This window comes from Candidatus Methylomirabilis limnetica (genome assembly GCF_003044035.1).
Lineage (GTDB): Bacteria > Methylomirabilota > Methylomirabilia > Methylomirabilales > Methylomirabilaceae > Methylomirabilis > Methylomirabilis limnetica.
In genome coordinates, this window is record NZ_NVQC01000008.1 from 51,512 (window position 1) to 71,787 (window position 20,276).

The following is a 20,276-nucleotide window of genomic DNA, read 5'->3' on the forward strand; positions in this document are numbered from 1 at the left end:
CTGGTGCACGAAAACCCCCTCAATCCCTCTTTGCGAAAGGGGGAGGTAAGGAAACGTATACGTATCCCCCTTTTTTGAAAGGGGGGTCAGGGGGGTTTGTCTGAAGCTGACGGCTGATCGTTGATTGCTGAATACTATTTTCGAAGGAAACTCAGAGGAGATAATGGAAGAACAACGGTCCACCGGCAAGATACGTCTTGTCATAATGCTGGGTAGCGCTTTGGCCGTAGGCTTTCTTCTTGGCTACCTGTCCTCAGCCTTCGTTCCTCTCGTCAAGCCAACGCAATCGCCTGCCGCTTCGGCGCCGACTGCTCCTGTCCCCCGTCTCTCGCTCTCCGAGATTGATTCGGCCTTGAAGGCTGCCCACGCCTCACTCGATGCCGGTGACCACCAAGCGGCCTGGGAGAAATATCACCAGATCCTGATGTCCGATCGGAGCAATGCCGAGGCGCTGACTCACCTCGGAATCATTCTGACACAGAGCAACCAGCCGGATGAGGCCATAAAGCTGTATGACCGGGCGCTGAGCGTGGACCCCAAGTACGCCCATGCGCTATTCGATAAAGGGCAGGCCTTGAAAGATAAGGGGGATGCGAAGGGGGCCACGGAAGCGTTCCAGCGGTTTCTCACCATGGTGCCGCAGGACTCAGACGATGCCAAGCGGGTCAAAGGATGGATAGCGGAGTTGGCCAGCTCCGATAAGCCTCAGAAGGAAAAACACCGGGACAAGCAAACGACTGGTGGAGCGGCGGAGGAGTGATGGGAAGGTTGGCGTGAAAAGAGGAGAGCGTGCGCGGCAGCGGGTGATAGCGTGGGCGGTGCACATGTTTACCGCATCCGGAGCGGTTGTCGGGGGCTGGTGCCTGGTCGCCATACATAGGGGCGATTATCGGGGGGCGTTCTTCGGGATGGTGCTGGCCGGCGTGATCGATGCTGCAGATGGGCCGTTGGCGCGACTTGCCAGGGTCAAGGAGGTCCTGCCTCAATTCGATGGTACGAAACTTGACGATATCGTTGACTATCTGAATTATGTGGTCGTCCCTATCGTGTTGATCCATGCAGCCAACTTGTTGCCGGCGTCGGTCTCGATCTGGATGTTGCCCTTCCCACTGCTCACCAGTGCCTACCGTTTCTGTCACGTCTCCGCCAAGACGCCGGATCATTTTTTCACCGGGTTTCCTTCGTACTGGAACATCCTGGCCTTCTACTATTATGTCTGGGGGAGCCCCCTCTGGTTCAACGCGGTCTTCACCCTCTTTGCGGCGATCATGGTGCTGGTACCGATCAGGTATCTCTATCCGAGCCGGACCCGGATCCTCCGCCCCCTTACCATCGGGCTAGGAATCCTGTGGGCCGTGGCGCTCCTGATTCTCCTCTGGCAGCTTCCCGATCCCTCGCCCTCGCTGGTCGCCTGGTCTCTGCTGTATCCGATCTACTATACCGCCCTCTCGTTTGCGCTGCACTGGCGCTTGCTACAGGAGGGCGAGCGAACATCTTCCAAAGCCTGACGCCTTCAGCTCCTACGGGCGCTTCTGGATTTCCTGATCAGGGTGAGGACGACGCCGGCTGGGTCGCCTGTTTGAAGGCATCCGGTCCGTTCGGTACGCTGTCCAGAAAGGCCGGATCGATGGTGACCACCCCCTCTCCAGGCTCAGTCATGGCGTATAGCCCGACCTGTGGGTCGGCGGCCTTCTTAAGCAGGAGCCGCTTCACGCCGCCCGCGTCCTTTAACTCCACGATAAGATCGGGACGCTCCAGACCGTACCTGCGCTTGGCGTCAGGACCAGAGCCGACAAATGCTGTTACGCGGGCGTCCTTGATCTTCCACAACAACTGTCCGATCACAGCCGCGTCGGCCCTGACCTTGATCGGCTTACTGATCTCCCACCCCTTCCCTTCAGCATGGCTGAGGCTGATCGATTGTCCCTTGCCGACCAGCTCGATCTGGGTGACCTCGTTTGGCTCCAGCGCCAGCAGGGTCTTGTCACGAAAATCGTCCGGCTTCCGGTCCGCGCGGACTCGCACGATGGCGGTCGCCAGGAAGACAGCAGGCTGATCGGGTCGTTTGGCATAGACAGAGCGACCGTTTGGGTTCACATCGCCCAGCAGGAGCGCCGGCAACGTGTTCCCACCCTTGAGCGTTACGCTGAGATGGAGCGAAGGACGCTCAAGCCCGTAGTCAGCTAGGCCTGTTGGCGCCTCCTCGATGCGCCGTTCTTCCCTGGCTTCCAGGAGTGTACGAAGTAGCGAGGCGACCTCTGAAACGTCAGCCGTAGCCTGCACAGGCTCGATCAGCCGCCACCCGTCGCCTTCACGCTTCAGTACGATCAGCTCTTCACCCCGTGTGATGGAGATCTTCTCGACGTCCTTCGCCTCGGCTTGGAATAATCGGTTGGCATCCGACCCGGATAGCGTACCCTTGGTCTCCAGTGCGTAGTAGGCCACGGCCAGAGCCGCCAGAACCAACACGAGAAGGCCGAGCGATCGCCACCTCACCGCGACCGCCTCCGCCCGAGGACTACCGATGTCCCGGAGATCAGGAACAGGGCCGGTACCACGACGACCAGTAGCCAGAAGGCCATCCGTCCTTGCATCGCACTCAAGATGATGGGGGTGCTCTTCGCCTCCCTGGGCCGGATGGAGATCATCTCCTCCTCCTCGGCCAACCAACTGATGCTGTTCAGGAAGAGATCACGGTTTCCGGAGAAGTTCAGAAAGTTGTTGCTGGCAAAGGCGGAGTTGCCGTACACCACCAACCTGGCCTCTCCTGGTTGCTTTTGCGTCTGCCCCTCGTTGGCCCCTTGCGCTGTGGCTGCCGCCTTCTCAACATCGGATCCTGGCGCCGTTGCCGGCTTCACCTGCACCGTGGCGACGACGCCGATCGGGACCGGTCCCTGTCGGTCCTGCCCTTTCTCAAAGCTGAGCTGGCCGCGATTCAGCTCGCCTTTGTCGGTCTCGGCCCAGCTCCCCGGCCCCGTCTCCCCGAGCGTTTGAACCGTCACCCCCTGCGGCGATGGTTTCGCAACGTCAACCGAGCTCGCAAACGGAAAAATGGAGGCGAGGGTAAAATCCCGGGTAATCGCGTGCGGGAAGTAGGTTGAGACCACGGGCAGCAAGTAATCGCCACCCATGACGCGAGCGTTCTGATCCACAATCACATCGTCGCCGATCGTGATGCCGTATCGACCGATGAACGTCTTGAGGCTCGGCGCCGTAAACGGATCGAGCTGGATGAGCAGCTTTCCGCCTCGCTCGACAAACGCCTGCAGGGCCTGCAGCTCCGATTCAGCCAGGTCGCGCTTCGGCCCGCTGATGACCAGCATCGAGGCGTCCTGCGGAACCTCTCGCTCGCGAAGCAGCAACAGCTCCTTGACATGGTAGTTGGCCTTCTCGATGGCTTCTTTGGCCTGCCGGTAGCCGTTCCGCGACCCGTCCTCCAGCGCGTTCTCGCCGTGCCCCTTCAGGAAATAGATCGTCTGCTTACCCTCGCGGAGCAGCCTGACCAGCCCATTCGTCAGGGGCTCCTCGGACACATCAGTGATCTTCTCCTCCTTATCCTTGGTCTCTAAGATGGTGGTGCCATAGGTGGCGATGCCGTACCGCTTCGCCCGGCCGGGGTTCCTGTCTGGATCGACCACCTCGAAGCGAAACCGTTGCGAGAGGTCGGCATACTGGCGAAGTAGGTTTTCCGCGGGCCGGCGCTCCGCCTGGTCAGCTCTGAAGAAGGCCGTGACCTGGACATCCTTGGCCAGTCCGCTGACCACCTTCCTGGTCTGATCGGCGAGGGTGTACCGCTTCCCTGCGGTCAGATCGAACCGCGTGTTATGCTTAGCCGAGATGACCTCTATCAGACCGATGATCCCCAATACCAGCATCGTCATCAGGACGACGTTCAGTCCGGTGATCGTGGAGCGACGGTTCAGCCAGGCCATGATCTCGCCAAAGGCACGATACACGCCGGCAAGGATAAGGATCGCCCCGAGCAGGAGGAGGCTTCCCATCCACGCCTTCAGGTCCGGTCGGATGTTGTAGCCAATCCCGCTAGCGACAAGGAGGATGAGACCGGCCGGTGCGACGAAGCGAGCGAGTTTTTCCATGGTTAGCCCCTCCACCGCTTCGATTCCAGGGACCGCAGTGTCAGGAAGAGGCACAGGAGCGTGAAATTGAGGTAGTAGATCACATCCCTGCTCTCGATGGTGCCCTTGGCGAAGCTGTCGTAATGGTTGATGATGGAGAGGTGCGAGAGGATCGGGCCGAGCGTGGGCCCGGCCGCCTCGGCGGACCAGCCTATGACCCAAAGCAACAGGAGGATGCCAAAGGAACCGACCGCGGCGACGACCTGGTTTTCGGTGAGGGCGGAGGCCAGAATCCCGAGTCCCAGGAAGGCCATACCGAGCAGCAGGAGACCAATGTAGCCGGTCAGAATAAGCCCCCATTCCAGCGCGGCGAAGGACCCCAGCAACGCGATATCCAGCAGGCTGATCCCGAGCATTGCCGAGTACAGTGCGAGTGCCGCCAGGAATTTACCCAACAGGAGCTCCCAGTCCTTGATCGGGTACGTGAAGAGCAGCTCGATGGTCCCAGTCTTCTTTTCTTCCGAGAATAGGCGCATGGTGGCCGCCGGCATCAGGAGCAGCATCGTGATGGCGATGTCGCGAAATAGCGGGCGAACGATCCATTCAGAGACGTTCAGGTCTCGACCGAAACCGGGGTTCGTAGCGGCCTGCAAGCTGTTGAGCGAGAAAAAGGTAAGTAGGCTATAGAAAAAAAACCCCGAGATGAGCGCGAAGATGGTCAGGACCACGTAGGCGATCGGCGACGCGAAGTAGGCGCGAAACTCCTTCTTGAAGATCGCCAGGACGTTCATGCCTGCACCTCATGCGTTTCTTTGGTTACCAGGCGGACGAAGATCTCCTCCAAGCTCATGTCGGCGGGACGGAGCTCCAGCAGCCCCCATCCGCGCTCAACGATCAGACGCGACACCTCGCGTCGCAGGTCACAATTCCGTTCCGACTCTACGACGAAGCTCTTGGCGATCTCGCCTGCCTGTGCATCGCACGCAGACGGGTGCGTCTCATCCTCCGCCACGACCCGCAGCACGCCTGGAAGATGTGTCAGGGCTACGCCGACCTGGTCCACTGGCCCCTCGACCCTGATGCGCAGTTTGGTGGAACTCTGAAGCCCGGCCGTGAGGTTCTCCGGGGTGTCAACCGCTACGACCTGTCCATTATTGAGGATAATCACCCGATGGCAGATCATGCTGACCTCGGGCAGGATGTGAGTGGAGAGGATAATCGTGCTTTGGCCTGCCAGCGCCTTGATGAGCTGTCTGATCTCGATGATCTGCTTCGGGTCGAGCCCGATGGTTGGCTCGTCCAGGATCAGCACCTCAGGATCGTTAAGTAGCGCCTGAGCGATGCCGACCCGCTGCCGATAGCCGCGCGAGAGCGCCCCGATCAGCGTTCGCCGCACCTCGGCAAGCCCACACTTTTCCATGACCTCGCCGATCTTGTGCCGTCGGTTCACACGTTCTACGCCTTTGACTTCGGCCACGAACTCCAGGTAGTTGGTCACCTTCATGTCGGTGTAGAGCGGCACGTTCTCCGGCAGGTAGCCGATTCGTCGCCGAACCTGAAGCGACTCGGTCAGGACGTCGTAGCCGGCGACGCGCGCCGTCCCGCTGCTGGGCGGCAGGAAGCCGGTCAAGATCCGCATCGTGGTGGTCTTGCCGGCGCCGTTCGGCCCGAGGAACCCCACGATCTCCCCCTTCTCAACCTTGAACGATACATCCCTAATCGCTGTATGCTTATCGTAATATTTCGTCAGCTTGTCCGCTTCGATCATTCCGTCTCCCCTGTCGCTTCCCTGCCACCGGCCGGCAGCCTGAATCCCAAAAGACCATTCGTCATTGTACACGACGGGCTTGCTCCCCGCAATGGCATCGAGACAACCAGGAGTAGCACACGTTGCTCTGTGTTCGCGTATGTGCTAACATTCATTTATGCCCTTCGAGATCGAGTACTTCCACGAGCGGGAGGTGTCAGATGCCTGAGCTGAAATTCAAGCCCGTCCGCCACGGCCATAAGGAATTCCTTGCCAAGGCGGCAATCCGCAAAGGGTTCATCGAGGCTTACGACGCCCTTGCTCTTGAGTACCAAGTTGCTAACCAAATGCTCAAAGCACGGTCCCGCGCTGGTCTGACGCAAGACGCCGTCGCGGAACGGATGGGTACGACTAAGAGTGCGGTGTCCAGACTCGAATCTGCCGGAAAGCACGCTCCGTCGCTCACAACGCTCAAGCGGTATGCGAAGGCTGTGGGGTGTGACCTTCAAGTACGCCTTGTGCCGCAGAAGACCGCTTGACGCCTAACCTCTCGATCAGCGGTATCCCAAGGAGGCAGTCTATGACGAGAATCTTGATCCTGTATTACAGCATGTATGGACATGTTGAAACAATGGCGAAGACGATAGCCGAGGGCGCTTGTTCCGTGGAGGGTGTTGAGGTCTTCATCAAACGTGTGCCGGAACTGATGCCTGAAGAGGTGGCTCGAAAAACCGGTGCAAAACTTGATCAAGAAGCCCCCATTGCAACGGTTGATGAGTTGCCTCATTACGACGCGATTATCTTTGGTACCCCGACCCGGTTCGGGAACATGTGCGCCCAGATGCGCAATTTCCTAGATCAAACGGGGAAACATTGGGTGAGCGGTGCGCTCGTCGGCAAGGTGGGCAGTGTCTTTACCTCCACCGCAACTCAACACGGTGGACACGAGACCACCATTACTTCGTTTCACAGTACGCTGTTGCATCAGGGGATGGTGATCGTCGGTGTGCCTTACTCATGCCAAGCCCTGCTCAACATGAATGAAATTACGGGCGGCACGCCTTACGGCGCGAGTACGCTCGCCGGAGGAGATGGCCGTCGCCAGCCGTCGGAGAACGAATTGACCATCGCGAAATTTCAAGGCGAGCATGTTGCAAATATTGCCAAAAAGCTGTCGTCCTGAGGAGCCCCTGGAAGCGCCTCACCACACGGCGACCGAGATCGGCTGCCAAAGCCGGCAGCGTCTGTCGGCCTACTGGTCTTGACCGGTTAGGCAGCGTCAAAGAATAACATGTACATATTCATGATCCGAACAATGCACAAACCCCCTCTTTCCCCCTTTCGAAAGGGGGATGAAGGGGGTTTGTTGCTTTGGTAGATGTAGATGTTAATTGTTGACGCCTCCTTAGGGTAAGTGTGGGATATTGCAGGCAAAAGTCGTCGTTGCGAAGTGGAGCCGTCTTGCGAGGTAGGCTACCGGCCTTTGTCGGTCTCTAACGCGGCTCGTGTAATAGATGGCGCGGACGCTCCGCGAGTCAATCTGCTCATCACGCTCGACGTTAATCACGCAACACGTTATGATACGCCTGTGATCAAAACGTTCCAGTGCGCCGACACAGAAGCTCTCTCGAAAGGCCGGCGGGTCAAGCGGTTCGTGCGCATCGAGTCGGTCGCGCGCCGCAAGCTGCGACAGCTACAGATCGCAGACCGGCTTGAAGACCTCCGTGTGCCACCGGGCAACCGGCTGGAAGCGCTCAAGGGCGACCGCGCCAGGCAACACAGTATCCGCATGAATGATCAAATTCGGGCGTGCTTCCTCTGGACGGCTGCGGGCGCCGAGGACGTTGAGATCGTGGACTATCATTGATGGAGGGAGACCATGCGTAAGCTCAAGCCCGTGACGCCCGGCGAGTTGCTGCGCGAAGAGTTTCTGATCCCGATGGGCCTCACGCAATATCGCCTCGCCAAGGAAATCGGTGTGCCCGCCCAGCGGATCGGTGACATCGTGGCAGGCAAGCGTGCCATCACGGCGGGCACCGACCTGCGCCTGTGCCGGTTCTTCGGTCTTTCCAACGGTTATTGGCTGCGGGCGCAGGCGGCCTATGACACCGAGGTGGCGGAAGAAGCCCTAGCCAAGACCCTGGCGAAGATCAGACCGTGGGTGGGAGTGCCCACTCATGCTGGTTCTATGGCCTAACAGTGGCAGACTACCATTCGCTTTCTGTCCGGCGCTTCGCGTCGACCATGTTATGTCCAGTTTTTAAAGGGAGTGTGCCATGCCAAACATTAAAGAGAAAATGACCGAGGTGATCCAGTCGCAGCCTGAAGACGCGACCTATGAGGAAATCATGCGCGAGCTTGCCTTTGAGCGAATGATCGAGCGAGGCCTGGATGATTCACGCAGCGGGCGCGTGATATCCAATGAAGACATGGAGCGTCGGATTCGTACATGGCAGAAATAAGGTGGACCGAAGAAGCGCATCGCTGGCTTCGCGACATACACGATTACATCGCCGCGGATAACCCAGTTGCGACCCAGAAGGTCGTATCTGGAATCTACGAAAAGGTACAGGTGCTTCGGAGATTTCCGGAAATCGGGTACAAGTATCGCACAGAGGCAGAAGGTGAAATCAGGATTCTGCTCTATGGGCATTACCGGATTGCCTACCTTCTGAGGTCAACCTCAGGTAATGATATGGGTGCGGTTCTTTTGCGACATTCATGAATCACTGCAATAACAGAAATTTTAAGAACTCGCTATCGATGTGAAATTACTGCGCGATGACGCGACGATTGCGGAGTTTGACGCTGTGATTGGCAAGCACCTTCAGTTCTAGCATCGCGGTTGGGCTTCCTGTTCGGTGCAGTGCTGCGCGAGCGTGCCGAGGACCAGGCTTTAAGCCTGAGAGATGGGCTTATGAGCCCTAGGCGAGTAGGGTGGAGTGTACAGTTTAAGGCCTGGAATGTGCTTGAAGTGTGTATCGAGGGTATACACCCGGTACCCATGTTCTATGGCAAGGGCACCGATGATAAGGTCTGACAGGGGAAGCGTGACGCCTTTCCGCCGGAGCGAAGCCGAAAACTCCCCGGCTCGCTTCCAGGTTGAGAAGCTGGTTTCCAGGTAGCTGAGACCGGAGAGATTCGAGAGGATCGTATCGGCATCCTCAGAGGATCGGCACCCCTGGAGTAGTTCGGCCAGCACCACGCCCACGAGAACTACCTGTTCAGTGCGGATCAGGGTCCGCAGTGCCGCCCGAGCCGGCTCGTTGCCCCCTTTGAAGTATTCGATCCAGAGAGATGTATCAGCGATGACCACGCCAGCGTCCCTCGCGTTCTGCCTGGGCCTTCAGTTCCTGTTCTTCCAGCTTGCGCCAATCGAGGTCCAGGTGGATCTTGCCCTCCAAAGCGAGCAACCCCTCGATCTTCTTTCTTCGAAGAAACTCAGAGATTGCCAGGTGGATGGCCTCCCTCTTCCGCTTGACCCCTGACACGTGCATTAATTCTTTGATTAGCTCGTCATCTAGATTGATAGTGGTGCGCATTGCAAGCACCTCCTTATGATGCCTATCATATATGCCTTTAGACAGTGCTGTCAAGGGAATCGAGTGGGCGACAGCCTGTGGCGCTTAGCGCAACGGTGAGTGTGCGATCCCCGGATGACAATTCGCGATCATCGGTCGACTCGTTCGATCCTGACGGCGTAGACCTTGTACTCGGGGATCTTCGAGAGGGGGTGGAGGGCCGAGTTGGTCAGAATGTTGGCTACCGACCCGGCAAGTGTTACGAAAGAGACAACAACCCCTGCTACTCGTACGGCGTCGGTCATCTGGACGTATGCGGTCAGTTCTCCTCTGGCGTCCAGTTTGTGGCCATCGTTACACCCGCGCGAAATCGATGAACCCTTGCTCCACATTGGTGTCGATGAGCTCGACCCGGACCCGATCGCCGACGTCAAGCCCCTTGAACCCACGGACAACCCTACCCTCTGCAGAGGGGTGAAGGATACGTACCCAGGTCCCTTTCGCGGCCGCACCGGTGACGATGGCGTCGAAGCGCTGTCCGATCTTCGATTCGAGGAGCAGCGCGGCCGCCGATTTCTGGACCCGTCGCTCGACCTTGCTGGCATTGTCTTCCTGTTCGGTGCAGTGCTGCGCGAGCGTGTTGAGCTCCTCAAGGCTGTACGGGGCCGCGTGCTCAGCCAGCGTGGCTTTGAGCAACCGCTGTGTGAGCAGATCGGGGAAGCGCCGGTTCGGGGCCGTGGAGTGCGTGTAGGCCGGAATCGCCAGGCCGAAGTGGCCCGGCGACGTCTGATCTGGCCCCTCTACCACGTACTCGCCCCGACCGATCAGCTTGACGACGGTCAGCGAGAGATCGGGAAACCGCACCGGGTCCGCCTGGCGCCGGGTCAATAGGAACGCCTCCAGGGCGGCGGCGTCCGGCTCGGGCGGGAGCCGTGCCCCCAGGTGGGCCGCCAACTCCACAATCCGTTGCCATCGGTCCGGCGAGCGCAAGATCCGGCGCAGGGACGGTAGGCTCCGCGCCTCGAGGTACCGAACCGTCACACGATTCGCCGCGATCATGAGATCCTCAATGAGCTCCTGTGCCCGGTCCTTGTCCTCGACGCGCAGATCGGTCAGCACGTCGTCCTCCAACACGGCGCGCGGCTCGATCGTCTCCAGGCTGAGCGCGCCGTGCATGTGTCGCACGGTCCGGAGTATCTGAGCCACCCGATCCTGAGTGCGGAGCTGTTCGTCGAGCCCGACCACGGTGGCCACTCGCGTAGGAGCGGGCCCCCTGCCATCGAGCCAGGCGGCCACGCTGTGATAGGTGAGCTTCGCGTGGTTGACGACCCAGGCGCGATAGATATCCGAACTCCCGAGCGAGCCATCCTGGTTAACCACCATCTCGATCACGATGGCCAGACGGTCCTCATCCTCGTTCAACGACGTAAGATCGGTGGAGAGGATGAGGGGGAGCATCGGGAAGATCTCGGCCGCCGTGTAGACGGACGTGGTGTTGTGCTGAGCGTGGGCATCGGTGGCGGACCCCTTGCGCACCAGCGCGTCGACGTCTGCGACCGCCACCAGGATCTTCACCACCTCCCTGCCGAGTGGCTCTGCGACCGTAAGCTGATCGAGGTCGCGGGAGTCGTCATTGTCGATCGAGCACCAGGGCAGGTGTCGCAGATCTCGGATGGATGGGGTACGCTCGGTTGCCGGACGTGTGAGTCCGCTGATCTCTCTCAAGACCGCAGGTGAAAAATCCGGAAGCAGTCCACGCGCTATCATCGCGCGGCGCGCAATCGCCTGTAGATCGTGACGATGTCTTTGTCCGGTGTGACTCATCTCACCGTCTACCTCCTATACCAGCTAGCGCTCTAGCGCGTCGAGCCGAGTCATCGTATGGTTGGCGATCACTTGCCGAGCCGTTCGATCATGACGGCGCAGACTTTGTACTCTGGGATCTTGGCGAAGGGGTCGTAGACCGAGTTGGTCAGGATATTGGCTCCCGACTCGGCAAGCTTCACGAATGGGATAAAGACCTCTCCTGCTCGTACGGCCTCGGTGATCTGGGCGTATGCGGTCAGCTCGCCACGACGGGAGGTGAGTCGAACGAGCGTCCCCTGATCGATGTCGAGTCGCCGGGCGTCTTCCGGGTTGATGGCGACCTCGAGTCGTGGCGCCAGTTCGAGTAGTCCCTGGACGCGCCGGGTGAGCGTCCCACCGTGCCAGTGGTAGAGGATACGGCCGGTGTTCAGGAGAAACGGAAAATCGTGATCAGGTAGTTCGGCCGCCTCAGCCGTTTGCACGACGGGGACAAATTGTGCCTTCCCGATGGGGAACGACTCAGCATATAGGAAGCGGGTGCCCGGGTGATCTGATGTCGGACATGGCCACTGGATCCCCCCTTCCCGGTCTAGTCGGTCGTGAGAGATCCCGGCGAGAAACGGGACCAGTCTCGCCATCTCTTCGAAGACCTCAGCCGGGTGGGAGTACTCGAACCCCGAACTCAGCACACCAAGCCGTTGGGCTACCCGTCGTGCCAACTCAGATGTAATCCACCAGTCCGGCTTTGCCTCTCCCGGTGGATCGAGCGCCTTCCTTACTCGCTGAACCCGCCGCTCCGAGTTGGTGAACGTTCCCTCCTTCTCGGCAAAGGCTGCCGCGGGGAGGAAGACGTGGGCCAGTTCGGCGGTCTCGTGGAGGAACAGGTCCTGGACTACGAGGCAGTCGAGGTTGGAAAGCGCCCGTGTGGCGTGGTGAAGATTGGGTTCTGTGAGGAGGGGGTTTTCGCCGACCATGTACATGGCTCGGATCGACCCATCTAGACATGCCTCTATCATTTCAGTAAGCGTTATTCCTGCACTGTTGGGAATTCGAACGCCCCAGGCCGCCTCGAACTTTTCCAGGGCTTCAGGAGTGTAGCGCTGATAGCCAGGCAGATGGGTGGGGAGGCATCCGGCGTCACAGCACCCCTGGACGTTATTCTGGCCCCTGAGCGGCGAGATACCGGAGCCGGCAAAACCCATCTGTCCGGTGACAAGGGAGAGGTTCAGGAGGGCATGAACGTTGGCGGTGCCGTTGGTGTGCTGGGTTATCCCCATCCCCCAGATGAGGCAAGAACCGGCGAAGAGAGGCTTTGCATACCAGCGGGCAGCCTGAACGATCTGCTCCTGTGGGACGCCGGTTACCTGTTCAGCGAATTGTAGTGTATACGGTTCCAGCGACTCGCGCCAGGCTTCGAATCCTTCGGTCCGGTTCCGCATGAACTCAAGATTCGTTAGCCCTTCATCGATAATCACCCGAGCCATCGCGTTAAAGAGGGTTACGTCAGTACCGGGTCGCTGCTGCAGCCAGAGGTCCGCCTGGTCGCACAGCTCGATCCGTTTCGGGTTCACGACGATGAGCCTGGCGCCACGACTCACGGCTTGGCGAAGGCGGACGGCGATCACCGGATGGTTCGATGACGGGTCGGAGCCGACGACCATGAGGCAGCCGGCCGCCTCGTAATCGTCGTAGGAGTTGGAGGTAGCCCCAGATCCCAGTGAGCGCAGCATTGCCACGACCGAAGGCGAATGACAGAGGCGCGCGCAGTGGTCGATGTTGTTGGTGCCCATCACGGCCCGGACAAATTTCTGGACGATATAGCCATCCTCGTTGGTTGCCTTCGCCGAGGCGAGCGCCCCGAAGCGTCCCCGATTTGTGACCAATCCCTCCGCCGCAGCATCGAGCGCCTCGTCCCAGGATACTGGATGCCAACTCCCATTGCGGCGCACCATGGGGGGAGTGATCCGGTCGGCTGCATGGATGAACCCTGTACCGAATCGGCCCTTGACACAGAGCATGCCGAGACTCGATCGATTCGTGGGGACATCGTCGGCTATCAGCGCGAGGCGACCATCGGCGCGAACGCGAAGGCGTATGCCGCAGCCGACGCCACAGTAGGGGCAGGTCGTCTCGACCTCCCGCATGACAGGCGCGGGCGCTTCCTTCGGCCGGATGGCCCCCGTGGGACACGTGGCGACGCACTGCCCGCACGAAGTACAGACGGAGGAAGCGAGCGATCCGTCGCCGAAGACTCCCACCGTAGTCCGGGCGCCTCGCCCCAACAAGGCGATAGCGCCGATCTGTTGGACGTCATTACAGGCTACGGTACAGCGCCCACACAGGATGCAGGCATCCCGATCAAGGACGAAGAACGATTTGGTATCGTCCACAGGCGTGTGTCGCCATGGCATATGGCGGCGCTGGAAGAACCCGAGTCTGGCGCAGGCATCGGAGAGCTGACCAAACCCAGGCCGATTCAACGAGGGGGTCGCCATACCGCACGTGAGGTCAAGGACCCCGTTTCGGATCCGTGTGAGAACGGGATCGTTAGTCGAGACCACCATCCCCTCGCGGGCGGGGAGATGACAGGAAGCTGGAAAGCCGTGCATCCCTTCGACCTTGACCAGGCAGGTCCGGCAGGCACCGAGGGCAGGGCGGTCGGGATCCTTGCAGAGCTGCGGGAGCGGGAGGCCAAGCCGGTTCACGGCGTCGAGGACCGTCGCGCCGGGTTGGACCGCCACACTGGTTCCGTTGATAGTCAGACTGACGACCGCATCGCCCATCTTCATACCTTTCCAGTGGTATCTGGCGGGATTGAGAGCATCTCTTCAGGAAACTGATCAACCGCTGAAAGGAGGGATAGGGGCGCCGATTGACCGAGGCCGCACAGCGAGGCCAGCCGCACCACTTGGGCCAGTTCCTCGAGCTCTTGCCGCCGGCCAGAGTTCTGAGGCTGCTGAAGGAGCGCGAGCAGGCGACCTGTTCCCTCTCGGCATGGCGTGCATTTTCCACACGACTCCCGCGCATTGAAGGCGAGTAGTGTCCGAGTGACGTCGCCGATGGAGACGCTCTCGTCGAGACTAACCACACCTCCGCTTCCCGGAGAGAGGTTGCCGCCCGGGACCAGCGGCTCATCGAACTGGCTCGGGTGGACGATCACGCCGGATGGTCCACCGACGAGCGCCGCCTTCAGGGGCCGTCCATTTCCACTTCCTCCGCCGATCTCTTCAATCAGGTGCCGGAGCGTCACGCCCATCGGCGCCTCTACGATCCCCGTTCTGGCAAGATGGCCGGAGAGGCCGAAGAGCTTGGTCCCCCGTCCTCCCCCGAGAGCCGCAAACCATGCGGCCCCTCGACTCACAATAAGCGGCACAGCCGCAAGAGTCTCCACGTTGTTGATAACCGTAGGCTTGCCCCACAGCCCTGCCTCCACAGGGAACGGAGGTTTAGGGCGAGGCATAGCGCGATTGCCCTCGATCGCTTCCATGAGCGCCGTCTCTTCTCCGAGGATAAAGCCGCCCGCGCCTCGCCGAAGTTCCAGGTGAAAGGAGAAATCGCTTCCGAGGATCCGCTCGCCAAGCAGTCCGGCCGCCTCAGCCGATCGAAGTGCGGTCCGCATCCGATGGGCCGAGAGATCCGCCTCACCGTTGATGAAGAGAATGCCGAGGCTGGTTCCAGAGGCAAAGGCTGCCAGGAGGATTCCTTCCAAGAGCCGATGGGGATCACCCTCCATCAGATGGCGGTCCTTGAAGATTCCAGGCTCACCCTCCTCGCCGTTGATCACGAGGTACTTGGGAGAGCCTGTTGAGTTGCGGCAGGCCTCCCATTTACGCGCGGCTCCGAAGTACGCCCCGCCACGCCCGGCAAGGCCGGACGCCTTAACCTCGCTGATGACGGCCAGCGGGTCGCCCTGTTCGAGGGTGCGAGCGAAAGCCGCGTAGCTCCCCTGACGCAAGGCGTCGGCCAGGTCGCTTACATCAACTACGCCACAGCGATCGAGGACAGCTCGATGCTGGCCACGAAGGAACGGCTCCTGGTCGAGGCCGGAGATTCCGCGCCAGGACGATTCCTGCCAGGCCACCGCCTCAATTCCAGAGGGTGGGCGGTCAGCCTTTAGCGCGGAGACCAACGGGATCACATGATCGAGGGTCACCGCCTTGAGCGTAATTCTTGGCCAGCCGGGTCGGTAGAGTTCCACAACGGGAGCGGCGTAGCACATGCCGTTGCAGCCCCCCTCCACGACGGTCGCGGACAGCCCTTGGCGCTCAACCTCCTCTGCCAGCCGATCCATAAGGATGTCGGCCCCGACCGACCCGCTACAGCTCCCCACGCCGACGACGAGCCTGAGTTCTGAAGGATGCCTCACGAGGCCAGGTCTCACAACGGCCCACGAAAAGGCATCTTCACCCCCTCCTTTACCCTCCCCCCTCGGAGGGGGAGGGGCCGGGTGGGGGGGATTTTCTGAGGGCAGAGAGGTGAGGGATTGTTCGACAAGCCGCGCGAGGGCAGCCATCGGAGTGTCGCCAGTTGGCTTCAACAGGGACGGGACTGAGACGAGAGATTTTCGAGGAGATGGAGGATCAAAAATGCGGTCGAGCCGGTCCGTCCCGAGCCGTCCATAGCAGCGGTGATCCACCTCGACCACAGGGGCCACCCCACACCTGAAGAGGCAGTCGGCCTCTTCGATAGTGACGCTGTGATCCGGCGACGTCTCGCCGGCCATGAGCCCAAGGCGGTCCTGGAGGGCGTGGAGCAGTGTAAGACCACCCTGGATGCGACAGCTCACGCCTGTACACACCCTAACCAGGCGGGATCCCGGTTTGATAAGGCGGAACTCCGGGTACTGGGTGGCCACTCCGTACACCTCGCTCGTGGGAACCCGGAGATGTAGGGCTACCACCACGAGGCTCTCCGGACTGAGCCAGCCCTCGGCCTCTTGCGCCGTTTGCAATGCCGGCAGGAGCCAGGTCCGCTCCCGGGGGAACTGCGCAATTGCGTCGTTGCGTCGTTGCGTCATCGCGTCATCGCGTCTCTAGCGTCTGAACCAGAAAGACCAAGCAGGCCGGTCAACGAGATAGACCTAGTACGGTACCAGGACAGTCGCATGAAGATCGTCTTCATGTCAAGGGGCATAGTGTTGCATTGTAATGCGTGCAGTGAGGCCGGAGGAGGTGTGCCTGGATGACAATTATTTTGTTGCAGTTTCGCTCTGAAGGTGTCAAACTAACAAAATAGGGCTGAGGCTGTCTAGCTCAGTGCGGTGATGTTTGGGCGAGGGCGTGATGCCTAGCGTCTCATTGGAAGGGGGGTTAGTATAGTGGTGTCTGCGTTCGTCTTCCTTGAGTGTACAGCAGGTCGGTCCAAAGATGTGGCCAAGCAGATATCCAGCATTCCCGGGGTGAGGCTCTCTCATGCCGTGACCGGTCCACACGACATCATCGCCTTTGTGGAGGGATCCGATATCAACACGTTAGGGATCACGATCATCTCAAAGATCCAGGCGGTGTCCGGGGTGCTTCACACCACTACGAACGTCGTCATAGAGTAACATCTTCCATTAATCGCCATCGCTCCTCTCCGTCTTGCCCCCTCTGCCAATCGATCAAATTATGGCATCGATAGCTAAACGTCAGAAAAGACTTGACAAGCCCAGTATTCGCCATCTAGAGTTACGTACGGTGGCATCAAAGACAGATCGGGGTGAATCATCCAATCAACAACTGCCGATGACGGCAGCGGCGGGCAACGAAGCCCACGGAGCCTATGGAGTCGATCTATGACGGTAGAGAGGCGTGCGCAGAAGCAGGAGAAACGGCCAACGATCATGACCCTGGAGGAGGTGGCTCGCTTCCTCCGACTCAACAAATCGACAATCTACCGGATGGCGCGGGAGGGGACGCTCCCGGCTTGGAAGTTAGGGAACGTCTGGCGATTCAAGAAAGAAGCCATCGAAGACTGGATCGTCGAAAGCCAGCGTGACCACGATAAAAAGCATCACGGTAAATCCTAGGTTGCCGTATGGGGCGGGAACAGCCTGCGCCTGCCCATTTACATCGGAGTCAGGCAGACTCGAAGGATCCCTGCTGTTATCGACCCATTGACTGGGCCGCACTCTGGCGGCCAGCCTTGCTCTCTCATCGCCACGTTACTCTTGACCGCCTTGCCCATTCGACCAGTCATCCCTACGACGCTACCAAACAGCACGCATAGGCACTGAGCCTTCAGTCCGTACAGACCGGTTGCTTCGAAAATCCCCCCACCCGTCCCCTCCCCCTCCGAGGGGGGAGGGTTGGGGAGGGGGTGCGCCGCAGGCTTATGAGGTATTGCTTTGTCAATGCCAATCCCCCGGTATCCGTGGTAGGGTGTTTGGCGGGGGCAAGTGGCAGGGTCGGCTTGTCACCACATAAGAAATCAGTTAGCATGCCTTCACAGAAGAAGAGGTTGCAGCATGCCGGGGAGATCCGAAAGGCGAGGAAAGGACAGCGCATCGGAGCTGGAAGAGCTCAGGCGGCGTTGCGAGGAGCTCAGCGCCTCGGTCGAGTCGATGCGAGCCTATCACGAGGATCTACTGGGAAGCCTGCAAGACGGCATTATCATTGTCGAGCCGGACGGACGTATCCGCTCAATCAATCAAGCAGCGGAGGAGCTGGCCAGACTATCGGCCCAGATATTTCACGGCAGGCCCTTCGAGCAGATATTTCCGAATGATCGCTCGCTGCAGGAGTTGGTACGGAAGACCATGGAGAGCGGCCGGACCCATACTGACTTCGATGCCAGGCTGACGAGACAGGATGGCTCGCAGGTGGTTATCAGCGCCGTTGCCTCCCTCATCAGTGATGGCATGGGACAGGCGCGGGGCATGGTCCTGGCGCTCCGGGATCAGACAGGGATCAGGGAGCTTGAGGAGCGCCTATCGCGATCAGACCGCCTGGCAGCTCTCGGTACGGTTGCCACAGGGGTGGCCCACGAGATCCGAAATCCGCTGGCCGGCCTCAGGGGGGCGGCCCAGTTGCTCGAAGGCGAACGTGATTTTCCCCCCGCGCTTACAGAGTACACCTCGGTCATCATTAAAGAGGTTGATCGGCTAGGCGCGATCGTCGAGCAGCTTCTATCGTTTGCCACGCCACGAGGCCCAGTCCTTCGTTCATGCAATCTGCACGAGATCCTCGATAGCGTCCTCTTTTTAGAGCGGGCGCCGCTGTGCGCTGCCAATATCACTGTTCAGCGTCAGTACGACCCCCAGCTCCCTGAAATCCTCGCTGATCCCTCTGAAATTCGACAGCTCTTTCTGAACCTGATCTGTAATGGGGTAGAGGCGATGCCAGGCGGAGGTGAACTCACCGTTCTAACATGGTATGAGCGGTCTGCCAAGCGTTGCGGGGGCCGATCGGTGGCCGTGGCCGATATTATCGATCAGGGAAGCGGGTTCGATCCTGAGATCGAGCGCCACCTGTTCACCCCTTTCTTCACCACAAAAGAAAGGGGGACCGGGTTGGGGTTGGCCATCTGTCTCCGGATCGTGGAGGACCATGGCGGGGCCATGGAGGCGACAAGCTTAGCAGGCAGGGGCAGCAGGTTTCGAGTATGGCTTCCCTTGGCGAAGCAACCCGAAGCCGTGTTACCTCATGATGAACCTCAACGAACCACGCAAGGTGTCAGGCCATGATCGAGACACGACAGATCCTCGTGGTTGATGACGAAGAAAGCATCCGTTGGACCATGCGCAAGGCGCTTGAGCGCGAGGGGTATCGGGTTGTACTGGCCGCCGATGGGGTGGAAGGGCTCACGCGGGCTACAGACCCGAGCATCGACCTTGTTCTCATGGATATCAAGATGCCGGGCGCAGACGGACTGGAGACCCTCAGCAGGATCAAAGAAGCCCGCCCCGAACTTCCCGTCATCATCATGACCGCCTTTGCCACACTCCAGGCTGCGGTCCAGGCGATGAAGCGCGGGGCCTACGACTACATTACCAAGCCGTTTGACTTCGGTGAGCTCTCGATTCTAGTGCGGCGAGTCTTCGAGATCCGTGAGCTCACCGAGCGGGTGGCGCAGATGGAGGCCTTCGGCGGCCGGCCTTTTGACTTCGAGGGCGTGGTAGGCCTCTGCCCGGCCATGCAGCAGATCTTCAAGCTGGTGGGAAAGATGGCCGCCAGCGACTTGACGGTTCTCATCAGGGGGGAGAGTGGCACCGGCAAGGAGCTGCTGGCTAAAGCGATTCATTACAACAGCCGACGCTCTGCGCGTCCGTTTGTGGCCATCAACTGCGCTGCCATCCCTCGTGATCTCCTGGAAAGCGAGCTGTTCGGCCATGAGCGTGGGGCCTTTACGGGAGCCAGCGCCCTTCGACGCGGCAAGTTCGAGCTTGCCGAGGGCGGGACGATCTTCCTCGATGAGATCGGGGACATGGATATTGGCCTACAAGCCAAAATCCTGCGTGTGCTCCAAGAGCGGCAATTCGAGCGGGTGGGGGGCGAACGGCCGCTGTCTGCAGATGTGAGGGTCATCGCTGCCACCAACCAGAATCTGGAGACCGCCGTCGCGCAGAAGAGCTTTCGAGAAGACCTCTACTACCGCCTGAACGTCGTGGCCATCAACCTCCCTCTGCTCGGCGAGCGAAGCGAGGACATCCCCCTGCTTGTGAACCACTTCCTCCACCTGTTTGCAGAAGAACAGAGGCAGGAACCAAAGACCGTCTCTCTAGAGGCGCTCGAGTTGATGCTCGCTTATCGCTGGCCTGGAAATGTTCGCGAGCTGGAGAATGTTGTAAAGCGGGCCTGCGTGCTTGCCCCGACCTCTCTAATCCTGCCGGAGCATTTGCCTGCCGCTCTCCTGCACGTAGAGGAGATCGGCGCTGCCGGCGGCAGATCGTCCTTTGATCGGATGCTGTCTCAAGGGATCACGGGCGAGCTTTCCCGTCTGAAACAGGAACGAGACGGACAGATCTATTCGTACTTCCTTGCCACGCTGGAGCGACCGCTGCTTTTGCGCGTCATGGAGAGGACCGGCGGAAACCAGCTTCGGGCGGCCGAGTTGCTCGGGATCAATCGCAATACGCTCCGGAAGAAACTCCGCGAGCTTGGAATTACGCCTGTCCGCGGCGACGAAGAAAAGACGGACCGGTGA

At 59.9% G+C, this 20,276-nt stretch carries 22 protein-coding genes; 12 read left to right on the plus strand and 10 right to left on the minus strand.

Features of this window, described 5'->3' with window-relative positions:
* Positions 1-163: 163 nt before the first annotated feature.
* On the plus strand, positions 164-760 hold the full coding sequence (locus tag CLG94_RS00800) for a tetratricopeptide repeat protein (RefSeq protein ID WP_107561006.1): 597 nt from the start codon (positions 164-166) through the stop codon (positions 758-760).
* 13 nt (positions 761-773) lie between these two features.
* Positions 774-1,508 carry a CDP-alcohol phosphatidyltransferase family protein gene (locus CLG94_RS00805; RefSeq protein ID WP_133174588.1) on the plus strand — a complete coding sequence of 245 codons (735 nt, stop codon included), beginning with the start codon at positions 774-776 and terminating at the stop codon, positions 1,506-1,508.
* A gap of 37 nt (positions 1,509-1,545) precedes the next feature.
* Here CLG94_RS00805 and CLG94_RS00810 read toward each other — a convergent pair whose 3' ends face one another.
* The 4 genes from CLG94_RS00810 to CLG94_RS00825 are packed head-to-tail and all read right to left on the minus strand — an operon-like array spanning position 1,546 to position 5,844.
* On the minus strand, positions 1,546-2,496 hold the full coding sequence (locus CLG94_RS00810; RefSeq protein WP_161953947.1) for a DUF4340 domain-containing protein: 951 nt from the start codon (positions 2,494-2,496) through the stop codon (positions 1,546-1,548).
* Complete coding sequence (locus CLG94_RS00815; RefSeq protein WP_107561009.1) at positions 2,493-4,097, minus strand: GldG family protein; 1,605 nt, start codon at positions 4,095-4,097, stop codon at positions 2,493-2,495. Before CLG94_RS00815 ends, CLG94_RS00810 begins: the two co-directional genes overlap by 4 nt.
* A 2-nt stretch (positions 4,098-4,099) precedes the next feature.
* The gene (locus CLG94_RS00820) at positions 4,100-4,867 is read right to left on the minus strand and encodes an ABC transporter permease (RefSeq protein WP_107561010.1); all 768 of its coding nucleotides are present in this window, start codon (positions 4,865-4,867) and stop codon (positions 4,100-4,102) included.
* Positions 4,864-5,844 carry an ABC transporter ATP-binding protein gene (locus CLG94_RS00825; RefSeq protein ID WP_107561011.1) on the minus strand — a complete coding sequence of 327 codons (981 nt, stop codon included), beginning with the start codon at positions 5,842-5,844 and terminating at the stop codon, positions 4,864-4,866. Before CLG94_RS00825 ends, CLG94_RS00820 begins: the two co-directional genes overlap by 4 nt.
* 200 nt (positions 5,845-6,044) lie before the next feature.
* Between CLG94_RS00825 and CLG94_RS00830 the strand changes: the two genes are divergently transcribed.
* From CLG94_RS00830 to CLG94_RS00855, 6 genes are all read left to right on the plus strand, one after another.
* Complete coding sequence (locus CLG94_RS00830) at positions 6,045-6,362, plus strand: helix-turn-helix transcriptional regulator (RefSeq protein WP_107561012.1); 318 nt, start codon at positions 6,045-6,047, stop codon at positions 6,360-6,362.
* 41 nt (positions 6,363-6,403) lie between these two features.
* A complete protein-coding gene (gene wrbA / locus CLG94_RS00835) occupies positions 6,404-7,006 on the plus strand; it encodes an NAD(P)H:quinone oxidoreductase (protein ID WP_107561013.1) in 603 nt (200 codons plus the stop codon).
* Between the two features lie 405 nt (positions 7,007-7,411).
* A complete protein-coding gene (locus tag CLG94_RS00840; RefSeq protein WP_107561059.1) occupies positions 7,412-7,690 on the plus strand; it encodes a type II toxin-antitoxin system RelE/ParE family toxin in 279 nt (92 codons plus the stop codon).
* Positions 7,691-7,702: 12 nt separating this feature from the next.
* Positions 7,703-8,020 carry a HigA family addiction module antitoxin gene (locus CLG94_RS00845; protein ID WP_107561014.1) on the plus strand — a complete coding sequence of 106 codons (318 nt, stop codon included), beginning with the start codon at positions 7,703-7,705 and terminating at the stop codon, positions 8,018-8,020.
* Between the two features lie 79 nt (positions 8,021-8,099).
* A complete protein-coding gene (locus CLG94_RS00850; RefSeq protein WP_107561015.1) occupies positions 8,100-8,285 on the plus strand; it encodes a hypothetical protein in 186 nt (61 codons plus the stop codon).
* Positions 8,273-8,548, plus strand: a complete 276-nt coding sequence (locus CLG94_RS00855) for a type II toxin-antitoxin system RelE/ParE family toxin (protein ID WP_107561016.1) — start codon at positions 8,273-8,275, stop codon at positions 8,546-8,548. Before CLG94_RS00850 ends, CLG94_RS00855 begins: the two co-directional genes overlap by 13 nt.
* A gap of 171 nt (positions 8,549-8,719) precedes the next feature.
* On the opposite strand, the gene vapC is transcribed toward CLG94_RS00855, so the two are convergent.
* The 6 genes from vapC to CLG94_RS00880 form a co-directional block, all read right to left on the minus strand.
* On the minus strand, positions 8,720-9,139 hold the full coding sequence (gene vapC / locus CLG94_RS00860; protein ID WP_107561017.1) for a type II toxin-antitoxin system VapC family toxin: 420 nt from the start codon (positions 9,137-9,139) through the stop codon (positions 8,720-8,722).
* On the minus strand, positions 9,126-9,365 hold the full coding sequence (locus tag CLG94_RS00865) for a type II toxin-antitoxin system VapB family antitoxin (protein ID WP_107561018.1): 240 nt from the start codon (positions 9,363-9,365) through the stop codon (positions 9,126-9,128). Before CLG94_RS00865 ends, vapC begins: the two co-directional genes overlap by 14 nt.
* A 128-nt stretch (positions 9,366-9,493) precedes the next feature.
* Positions 9,494-9,649: a hypothetical protein gene (locus CLG94_RS13180; RefSeq protein ID WP_161953948.1), complete on the minus strand. Its 156-nt coding sequence runs from the start codon at positions 9,647-9,649 to the stop codon at positions 9,494-9,496.
* Positions 9,650-9,698: 49 nt separating this feature from the next.
* Positions 9,699-11,168 carry an RNB domain-containing ribonuclease gene (locus CLG94_RS00870; protein ID WP_107561019.1) on the minus strand — a complete coding sequence of 490 codons (1,470 nt, stop codon included), beginning with the start codon at positions 11,166-11,168 and terminating at the stop codon, positions 9,699-9,701.
* A 68-nt stretch (positions 11,169-11,236) separates the two neighbouring features.
* Positions 11,237-13,939, minus strand: a complete 2,703-nt coding sequence (gene fdhF / locus CLG94_RS00875; RefSeq protein WP_107561020.1) for a formate dehydrogenase subunit alpha — start codon at positions 13,937-13,939, stop codon at positions 11,237-11,239.
* On the minus strand, positions 13,936-16,167 hold the full coding sequence (locus tag CLG94_RS00880) for an NAD(P)H-dependent oxidoreductase subunit E (RefSeq protein ID WP_107561021.1): 2,232 nt from the start codon (positions 16,165-16,167) through the stop codon (positions 13,936-13,938). The genes fdhF and CLG94_RS00880 overlap by 4 nt, the downstream gene beginning before the upstream one ends.
* Positions 16,168-16,467: 300 nt before the next feature.
* Here CLG94_RS00880 and CLG94_RS00885 point away from each other — a divergent pair, with 300 nt between their 5' ends.
* The 4 genes from CLG94_RS00885 to CLG94_RS00900 all read left to right on the plus strand — a co-directional run bounded on the left by CLG94_RS00885 (position 16,468) and on the right by CLG94_RS00900 (position 20,276).
* A complete protein-coding gene (locus CLG94_RS00885) occupies positions 16,468-16,698 on the plus strand; it encodes an Lrp/AsnC family transcriptional regulator (RefSeq protein ID WP_161953949.1) in 231 nt (76 codons plus the stop codon).
* A 228-nt stretch (positions 16,699-16,926) separates the two neighbouring features.
* A complete protein-coding gene (locus CLG94_RS00890; protein ID WP_107561023.1) occupies positions 16,927-17,160 on the plus strand; it encodes a helix-turn-helix domain-containing protein in 234 nt (77 codons plus the stop codon).
* 438 nt (positions 17,161-17,598) lie between these two features.
* Positions 17,599-18,816, plus strand: coding sequence for a two-component system sensor histidine kinase NtrB (locus tag CLG94_RS00895; RefSeq protein WP_107561024.1), 1,218 nt, complete (start codon positions 17,599-17,601; stop codon positions 18,814-18,816).
* Complete coding sequence (locus tag CLG94_RS00900; protein WP_107561025.1) at positions 18,813-20,276, plus strand: sigma-54-dependent transcriptional regulator; 1,464 nt, start codon at positions 18,813-18,815, stop codon at positions 20,274-20,276. Before CLG94_RS00895 ends, CLG94_RS00900 begins: the two co-directional genes overlap by 4 nt.

Bases quoted from the DNA above. Each gene is read 5' to 3' on its own strand.
- CLG94_RS00800 (WP_107561006.1), top strand. From the start codon at position 164: ATGGAAGAACAACGGTCCACCGGCAAGATACGTCTTGTCATAATGCTG.
- CLG94_RS00815 (WP_107561009.1), bottom strand. From the start codon at position 4,097: ATGGAAAAACTCGCTCGCTTCGTCGCACCGGCCGGTCTCATCCTCCTT.
- CLG94_RS00820 (WP_107561010.1), bottom strand. From the start codon at position 4,867: ATGAACGTCCTGGCGATCTTCAAGAAGGAGTTTCGCGCCTACTTCGCG.
- CLG94_RS00825 (WP_107561011.1), bottom strand. From the start codon at position 5,844: ATGATCGAAGCGGACAAGCTGACGAAATATTACGATAAGCATACAGCG.
- CLG94_RS00830 (WP_107561012.1), top strand. From the start codon at position 6,045: ATGCCTGAGCTGAAATTCAAGCCCGTCCGCCACGGCCATAAGGAATTC.
- wrbA (WP_107561013.1), top strand. From the start codon at position 6,404: ATGACGAGAATCTTGATCCTGTATTACAGCATGTATGGACATGTTGAA.
- CLG94_RS00845 (WP_107561014.1), top strand. From the start codon at position 7,703: ATGCGTAAGCTCAAGCCCGTGACGCCCGGCGAGTTGCTGCGCGAAGAG.
- CLG94_RS00850 (WP_107561015.1), top strand. From the start codon at position 8,100: ATGCCAAACATTAAAGAGAAAATGACCGAGGTGATCCAGTCGCAGCCT.
- CLG94_RS00855 (WP_107561016.1), top strand. From the start codon at position 8,273: ATGGCAGAAATAAGGTGGACCGAAGAAGCGCATCGCTGGCTTCGCGAC.
- CLG94_RS00865 (WP_107561018.1), bottom strand. From the start codon at position 9,365: ATGCGCACCACTATCAATCTAGATGACGAGCTAATCAAAGAATTAATG.
- CLG94_RS13180 (WP_161953948.1), bottom strand. From the start codon at position 9,649: ATGACCGACGCCGTACGAGTAGCAGGGGTTGTTGTCTCTTTCGTAACA.
- CLG94_RS00870 (WP_107561019.1), bottom strand. From the start codon at position 11,168: ATGAGTCACACCGGACAAAGACATCGTCACGATCTACAGGCGATTGCG.
- fdhF (WP_107561020.1), bottom strand. From the start codon at position 13,939: ATGAAGATGGGCGATGCGGTCGTCAGTCTGACTATCAACGGAACCAGT.
- CLG94_RS00880 (WP_107561021.1), bottom strand. From the start codon at position 16,167: ATGACGCAACGACGCAACGACGCAATTGCGCAGTTCCCCCGGGAGCGG.
- CLG94_RS00890 (WP_107561023.1), top strand. From the start codon at position 16,927: ATGACGGTAGAGAGGCGTGCGCAGAAGCAGGAGAAACGGCCAACGATC.
- CLG94_RS00895 (WP_107561024.1), top strand. From the start codon at position 17,599: ATGCCGGGGAGATCCGAAAGGCGAGGAAAGGACAGCGCATCGGAGCTG.
- CLG94_RS00900 (WP_107561025.1), top strand. From the start codon at position 18,813: ATGATCGAGACACGACAGATCCTCGTGGTTGATGACGAAGAAAGCATC.